This window comes from Lelliottia sp. AC1, assembly GCF_023278595.1.
Classification (GTDB): Bacteria; Pseudomonadota; Gammaproteobacteria; order Enterobacterales; family Enterobacteriaceae; genus Enterobacter; species Enterobacter nimipressuralis.
Window position 1 is genome coordinate 287,035 of sequence record NZ_CP025699.1, and the last position, 6,967, is coordinate 294,001.

A 6,967-nucleotide genomic window follows, 5' to 3' on the forward strand; every position below is an offset into this window, starting at 1 on the left:
TAAGGAACTGCAAAAATGACCGAACTGAAGAACGATCGTTATCTGCGTGCGCTGCTGCGCCAACCCGTTGAGATCACCCCGGTGTGGATGATGCGCCAGGCGGGCCGTTATTTGCCGGAGTACAAAGCCACGCGCGCCGAGGCGGGCGATTTTATGTCCCTGTGCAAAAACGCCGAGCTGGCCTGCGAAGTCACGCTGCAGCCGCTGCGCCGTTTCCCGCTCGATGCGGCGATCCTTTTTTCAGATATCCTGACCATTCCGGACGCGATGGGGCTGGGTCTCTATTTCGAAACCGGCGAAGGCCCGCGTTTTACCTCACCGATTAAGAGCAAAGCTGACGTCGATAAACTGCCGATTCCAGACCCTGAACAGGAGCTGGGCTACGTCATGAACGCGGTGCGCACTATCCGCCGCGAACTAAAAGGTGAGGTGCCGCTGATTGGTTTCTCCGGAAGCCCGTGGACCCTGGCGACGTATATGGTTGAAGGTGGTAGCAGCAAAGCCTTCACGATGATCAAAAAGATGATGTACGCCGAGCCGCTGGCGCTGCATGCGCTGCTGGACAAACTGGCGAAAAGCGTCACTCTGTATCTCAATGCGCAGATTAAAGCGGGTGCGCAGTCGGTCATGATTTTCGATACCTGGGGCGGAGTGCTGACCGGGCGCGATTATCAGCAGTTCTCCCTGTACTACATGCATAAAATTGTCGATGGTCTGCTGCGTGAAAACGAAGGCCGTCGCGTGCCGGTGACGCTGTTCACCAAAGGCGGCGGGCAGTGGCTGGAAGCACTGGCCGCGACCGGCTGCGATGCGCTGGGTCTCGACTGGACGACGGATATTGCCGATGCGCGCCGTCGCGTGGGTGACATAGTGGCGCTGCAGGGCAATATGGACCCCTCCATACTCTATGCGCAGCCGGCACGTATCGAAGAAGAAGTGGCGACTATTCTGGCCGGATTCGGTCAGGGCGAAGGGCACGTCTTTAACCTCGGCCACGGTATTCATCAGGATGTACCGCCAGAGCACGCAGGCGTATTTGTCGAGGCGGTGCACCGCCTTTCTGCCCAGTACCACCAGTAGGGAGTGATTATGGATCTCGCGTCATTACGCGCTCAGCAAATCGAACTGGCCTCCTCGGTGATCCGCGAGGATCGTCTGGATGTGAATCCCCCGGCATTGATCGCCGGTGCCGATGTCGGGTTTGAACAGGGCGGGGAAGTGACGCGAGCCGCGATGGTGCTGTTAACCTATCCCGCGCTGGAGCTGGTGGAGTACAAAGTGGCGCGCATCGCCACCACCATGCCCTACATTCCTGGTTTTCTCTCCTTTCGTGAATACCCCGCGCTACTGGCAGCGTGGGAGCAACTCTCGCAAAAACCCGATCTTTTGTTCGTCGATGGTCATGGGATTTCCCACCCGCGACGCCTCGGCGTGGCCAGCCATTTTGGTCTGCTGGTGGATGTGCCGACGATTGGCGTGGCGAAAAAGCGTCTGTGCGGCAAGTTCGAACCGCTTTCCGCCGAACCGGGTGCTCTCGCACCGCTGATGGACAAGGGCGAGCAGCTGGCTTGGGTCTGGCGCAGTAAAGCGCGCTGTAATCCGCTGTTTGTGGCGACGGGTCATCGTGTGAGCACTGACAGCGCACTGGCGTGGGTGCAACGCTGCATGAAAGGCTACCGTTTACCGGAGCCGACGCGCTGGGCTGACGCAGTGGCGTCGGCGCGTCCGGCATTTGTTCGTTGGCAGGAAATTCAGCGTTGATTCAGGTAAACTGCGGCTAATTTCCGATTCGAGACATCATCATGTTACAAAACCCGATTCATCTGCGCCTTGAGAAGCTGGAAAGCTGGCAGCACGTCACCTTTATGGCCTGTCTGTGCGAGCGCATGTATCCCAACTATGCCACGTTCTGCAAGCAGACTGGATTTGGTGAAGGCCAGATTTATCGTCGTATTCTCGACCTGATTTGGGAAACGCTCACGGTCAAAGACGCTAAGGTGAATTTCGATTCTCAGCTCGAAAAACTGGAAGAGGCGATCCCGTCGGCGGATGACTACGATATGTATGGCGTCTACCCGGCTATCGACGCCTGCGTGGCACTGAGTGAATTGCTTCACTCCCGTCTGAGCGGTGAAACCCTCGACCATGCCATCGAAGTCAGTAAGGCGTCCATTACCACCGTGGCAATGCTGGAAATGACTCAGGAAGGTCGCGAAATGACCGACGAAGAGCTGCGAGCTAACCCTGCGGTTGAGCAGGAGTGGGATATTCAGTGGGAAATATTCCGACTTTTGGCCGACTGCGAAGAACGCGATATTGAGCTGATAAAAGGGCTGCGCGCGGACTTACGCGAGGCGGGTGAGAGTAATATTGGTATAATTTTTAACCAATGAGACAATAAAACGTGATTTAACGCCTGTTTTGTCGCACCTCGACTCTTCCCTTCTGCCCCCCGTCTGGTCTACATTTGGGGGGCGAAAAAAAGTGGCTATCGGTGCGTGTATGCAGGAGAGTGCTTTTTTGGCATTTTCGTCGCACTCGATGCTTAGCAAGCGATAAACACATTGAAAGGATAACTTATGAACAAGACTCAACTGATTGATGTAATTGCGGACAAGGCTGATCTGTCTAAAGTGCAGGCTAAAGCTGCTCTGGAATCCACCCTGGCTGCTATTACTGAGTCTCTGAAAGAAGGCGATGCTGTACAACTGGTTGGTTTCGGTACCTTCAAAGTGAACCACCGCGCTGAGCGTACTGGCCGCAACCCGCAGACCGGTAAAGAAATCAAAATCGCCGCTGCAAACGTACCGGCATTTGTTTCTGGTAAAGCACTGAAAGACGCTGTTAAGTAAGACGGCGTGGCCGTGAACAGTTTTAACAAGGGGGCGGTTTCGCCCCTTTTGTTTTCATGGCGCCGTCCGCTCGCGCTGGCGGGCATGCTGTTGCTCACTGCCTGCAGCCATGACTCCTCTCTGCCGCCGTTTACCGCCAGCGGATACGCTGACGATCAGGGCGCGGTACGAGTCTGGCGCAAAGACTCTGGTGACGACGTTCACCTGCTCTCCGCATTCAGCCCATGGCACAACGGCAATACCTCTACAGCGGAATACCGCTGGCAAGGCGATGCGCTGTCGCTGATTGAACTCAATATCTACAGTAAAACGCCTGAACACGTGCGCGTGCGCTTTGATGACCACGGTGAGCTGAGCTTTATGCAGCGCGAGGTCAACGGCCAAAAACAACAGCTCTCCAGCGATCAAATCGCCCTGTACCGCTATCGGGCAACCCAGGTGCGCCAGACCAGCGATGCGCTGCGTCAGGGACGCGTGGTGCTACGTCAGGGGCGCTGGCATCCTGATGGCACAGTCACCACCTGTGAAGGGCAGACCGTTAAGCCCGATCTCGAAGCCTGGGCAATAGAACATATCGAACGGCGTCAGCGACACTCTTCGATGGAAGTGAGTATTGCCTGGCTTGAAGCGCCAGAAGGGTCACAGCTGCTGCTGGTGGCAAACGAAGATTTCTGCACGTGGCAGCCGACGGAAAAGAATTTCTGATATCAGTGCCCCCTCCGGACGGAGAGGGCGAATAGTTGTTACTGCTCTTGCTCGCGGGCAATCGCACGATAACCAATATCACCGCGGCTAAAGCTGCCGTTCCAGTGGATATCCTTCATCAGCGCGTAAGCGCGTTTCTGCGCGTCGGCCACGGTGTTACCCAGCGCAGTGGCGCACAATACGCGGCCCCCGTTAGTTAACACGCGATCGTCTTCTGCCAGTTTGGTGCCAGCATGGAACACTTTACCGCCGTCGACCTCTTCCAGCGGTAAACCGTGGATCTCATCGCCATTGTTGTAGTTACCCGGATACCCCCCGGCAGCGATCACAATGCCCAAAGAGGCACGCGTATCCCACTCGGACGTTTTCTCATCCAGCTTACCTTCGCAGGCGGCCAGGCACAGTTCCACCAGATCGGATTTCATGCGCAGCATGATCGGCTGCGTTTCCGGATCGCCAAAGCGGCAGTTGAACTCGATAACTTTTGGGTTGCCCTGCTTGTCGATCATCAGCCCGGCATACAGGAAACCGGTGTACGTGTTGCCTTCGGCGGCCATGCCTTTCACGGTAGGCCAGATGATGCGATCCATCGTGCGCTGGTGGACTTCGTCAGTCACCACCGGCGCCGGAGAGTAAGCGCCCATGCCGCCGGTGTTCGGACCAGTATCGCCATCACCCACACGTTTGTGATCCTGGCTGGTGGCCATCGGCAGGACATGTTCGCCATCGACCATCACGATAAAGCTCGCCTCTTCGCCGTCGAGGAACTCTTCGATCACGATGCGGTGCCCAGCGTCGCCGAAAGCGTTACCTGCCAGCATATCCTGAACGGCCGCTTCGGCTTCTTCGAGGGTCATCGCCACGATTACGCCTTTACCGGCAGCCAGACCGTCGGCCTTGATGACAATCGGAGCGCCTTTTTCGCGCAGATACGCCAGCGCAGGCTCCACTTCGGTGAAATTCTGATACTCACCGGTCGGGATTTTGTGACGCGCAAGGAAATCTTTGGTGAAGGCTTTAGAGCCTTCGAGCTGCGCTGCGCCTTCCGTTGGGCCGAAGATTTTCAGGCCCGCCGCGCGGAACGCATCTACCACGCCAATCACCAGCGGCGCTTCCGGGCCGACGATGGTCAGATCGATTTTCTCATTCAGGGCGAAGTTCAGCAGCGCCGGAATATCGGTCACGCCGATCGCGACGTTCTGCAGAGCAGGTTCCAGCGCGGTGCCGGCATTACCCGGTGCCACGAAGACGGTTTCAACCAGAGGCGACTGTGCCGCTTTCCACGCAAGGGCGTGTTCGCGCCCGCCGTTACCAATCACTAATACTTTCATTGTCTGCTCCGGAGATTAATGGCGGAAGTGACGCATGTCGGTGAAGATCATTGCGATACCGTGTTCGTCGGCAGCAGCAATCACTTCGTCATCACGGATTGAGCCGCCCGGCTGAATGACACAGGTAACGCCAGCCGCCGCTGCGGCATCAATACCGTCGCGGAACGGGAAGAAGGCATCAGAGGCCATGGCAGAGCCTTTCACTTCAAGCCCTTCATCGCTGGCTTTAATACCAGCGATTTTCGCGGAGTAAACGCGGCTCATCTGGCCTGCGCCAATGCCGATGGTCATGTTCTCTTTGGAATAGACAATGGCGTTGGATTTAACGAATTTCGCCACTTTCCAGCAGAAGAGCGCATCACGCAGTTCCTGCTCGGTCGGTTGACGTTTGCTGACCACACGCAGATCGCCAGCGGTAACCATACCCAGATCGCGATCCTGAACCAGCAGACCGCCGTTAACACGTTTAAAATCCAGAGCCGGGACACGTTCAGCCCACTGGCCACAGACCAGCACGCGGACGTTCTGCTTAGCAGAGGTGATCTTCAGGGCTTCTTCAGTCGCGGAAGGGGCAATGATCACTTCAACGAACTGGCGGGAGATGATCGCCTTCGCTGTTTCCGCATCCAGTTCGCGGTTGAAAGCAATGATGCCGCCGAAAGCGGAAGTTGGGTCGGTTTTGTATGCGCGATTGTAAGCTTCCAGAATGGAAGTGCTTACAGCGACGCCGCATGGGTTCGCGTGTTTGACGATCACACAGGCCGGTTCGTTAAACTCTTTCACGCACTCCAGCGCCGCGTCGGTATCGGCGATGTTGTTATAGGAAAGCGCTTTGCCCTGGACCTGCTGAGCGGTGGCAACGGAAGCTTCTTTGATCTCTTCTTCTATATAGAAGGCTGCGTTCTGATGGCTGTTCTCGCCGTAACGCATATCCTGCTTCTTAATGAAGTTCAGATTCAGGGTACGCGGGAAGCGGCCAGCAGGCTCTTTGCTTTCACCGTGATAGGCCGGAACAAGACTACCGAAGTAGTTGGCGATCATGCTGTCGTAAGCAGCGGTGTGTTCGAACGCTTTGATGGCGAGGTCGAAACGGGTTTCCAGCGTCAGGGATCCTTCGTTGGCATCCATCTCATCGATGATGGTGTTGTAGTCGCTGCTCTTTACCACGATAGCCACATCTTTATGGTTCTTCGCGGCGGAGCGCACCATGGTTGGGCCGCCGATGTCGATATTCTCGACCGCATCTTCCAGAGAGCAGTTTTCGCGAGCGACGGTCTGGGCGAAAGGATAGAGGTTAACAACCACCATATCGATCGGCGCAATCCCGTGTTGATCCATGATGCCGTCATCCTGACCGCGACGACCGAGAATGCCGCCGTGCACTTTTGGATGCAGGGTCTTTACGCGTCCATCCATCATTTCCGGGAAACCGGTGTAATCGGACACTTCGGTTACCGGCAGACCTTTATCTGCTAACAGGCGAGCGGTTCCGCCAGTGGACAGCAGCTCTACACCGCGTGCAGAAAGTGCCTGAGCGAATTCGACGATACCGGCTTTATCAGAAACACTGAGCAGAGCGCGGCGGACTGGACGACGTTGTTGCATGGTAAATCCCCTGGATTTCACGATTACAGAGAGCGTTAGATGAATTTTCCTTTAAAAAACTCATCTAACACACCTGACAGGGCATCCTTGCATGGCGCGTGCATTTTAACGAAAACGTTTGCGCAACGCTCGCGAATTTTCAAATTTTCGTCGGGTTGTGGATAAGTCTGTGTGCAAAAGGGTATAAGGCGGGGTTTTGCTGTGGAATGCAGCAGTCAGTCATTTTTCTGTCATTTAGCGGTTGCGGGCTGACGAGAACTCCCTATAATGCGCCTCCATCGACACGGCAGATGTGAATCACTTCACACAAACAGCCGGTTCGGTTGAAGAGAAAAAATCCTGAGATTCAGGGTTGACTCTGAAAGAGGAAAGCGTAATATACGCCACCTCGCAACGGTGAGCGAAAGCCGCGTTGCACTGCTCTTTAACAATTTATCAGACAATCTGTGTGGGCACTCAAAGTGACATGGATTC

The 6,967-nt window shown here is 55.7% G+C and carries 7 protein-coding genes; 5 read left to right on the forward strand and 2 right to left on the reverse strand.

Features of this window, described 5'->3' with window-relative positions; translation table 11 throughout:
• The first annotated feature begins 15 nt into the window (after window positions 1-15).
• The 5 genes from hemE to C0560_RS01370 all read left to right on the forward strand — a co-directional run bounded on the left by hemE (window position 16) and on the right by C0560_RS01370 (window position 3,557).
• The gene (gene hemE, locus C0560_RS01350; RefSeq protein ID WP_248859470.1) at window positions 16-1,080 is read left to right on the forward strand and encodes a uroporphyrinogen decarboxylase; all 1,065 of its coding nucleotides are present in this window, start codon (window positions 16-18) and stop codon (window positions 1,078-1,080) included.
• A 9-nt stretch (window positions 1,081-1,089) separates the two neighbouring features.
• Complete coding sequence (gene nfi / locus C0560_RS01355; RefSeq protein WP_102105768.1) at window positions 1,090-1,761, forward strand: deoxyribonuclease V; 672 nt, start codon at window positions 1,090-1,092, stop codon at window positions 1,759-1,761.
• A 41-nt stretch (window positions 1,762-1,802) separates the two neighbouring features.
• A complete protein-coding gene (locus tag C0560_RS01360; RefSeq protein WP_100778093.1) occupies window positions 1,803-2,393 on the forward strand; it encodes a YjaG family protein in 591 nt (196 codons plus the stop codon).
• Between the two features lie 186 nt (window positions 2,394-2,579).
• A complete protein-coding gene (hupA, locus tag C0560_RS01365) occupies window positions 2,580-2,852 on the forward strand; it encodes a nucleoid-associated protein HU-alpha (RefSeq protein WP_002445246.1) in 273 nt (90 codons plus the stop codon).
• A gap of 12 nt (window positions 2,853-2,864) precedes the next feature.
• A complete protein-coding gene (locus tag C0560_RS01370) occupies window positions 2,865-3,557 on the forward strand; it encodes a DUF1481 domain-containing protein (RefSeq protein ID WP_248859471.1) in 693 nt (230 codons plus the stop codon).
• A 38-nt stretch (window positions 3,558-3,595) separates the two neighbouring features.
• Here C0560_RS01370 and purD read toward each other — a convergent pair whose 3' ends face one another.
• Both purD and purH read right to left on the reverse strand, forming a co-directional pair.
• Window positions 3,596-4,888, reverse strand: a complete 1,293-nt coding sequence (purD, locus tag C0560_RS01375) for a phosphoribosylamine--glycine ligase (protein ID WP_248859472.1) — start codon at window positions 4,886-4,888, stop codon at window positions 3,596-3,598.
• A 15-nt stretch (window positions 4,889-4,903) separates the two neighbouring features.
• Entirely contained in the window at window positions 4,904-6,493 is a 1,590-nt protein-coding gene (gene purH, locus C0560_RS01380; RefSeq protein WP_248859473.1) for a bifunctional phosphoribosylaminoimidazolecarboxamide formyltransferase/IMP cyclohydrolase, read from the reverse strand.
• Window positions 6,494-6,967 lie beyond the last annotated feature (474 nt).

Bases quoted from the DNA above. Each gene is read 5' to 3' on its own strand.
- hemE (WP_248859470.1), top strand. From the start codon at position 16: ATGACCGAACTGAAGAACGATCGTTATCTGCGTGCGCTGCTGCGCCAA.
- nfi (WP_102105768.1), top strand. From the start codon at position 1,090: ATGGATCTCGCGTCATTACGCGCTCAGCAAATCGAACTGGCCTCCTCG.
- C0560_RS01360 (WP_100778093.1), top strand. From the start codon at position 1,803: ATGTTACAAAACCCGATTCATCTGCGCCTTGAGAAGCTGGAAAGCTGG.
- hupA (WP_002445246.1), top strand. From the start codon at position 2,580: ATGAACAAGACTCAACTGATTGATGTAATTGCGGACAAGGCTGATCTG.
- purD (WP_248859472.1), bottom strand. From the start codon at position 4,888: ATGAAAGTATTAGTGATTGGTAACGGCGGGCGCGAACACGCCCTTGCG.
- purH (WP_248859473.1), bottom strand. From the start codon at position 6,493: ATGCAACAACGTCGTCCAGTCCGCCGCGCTCTGCTCAGTGTTTCTGAT.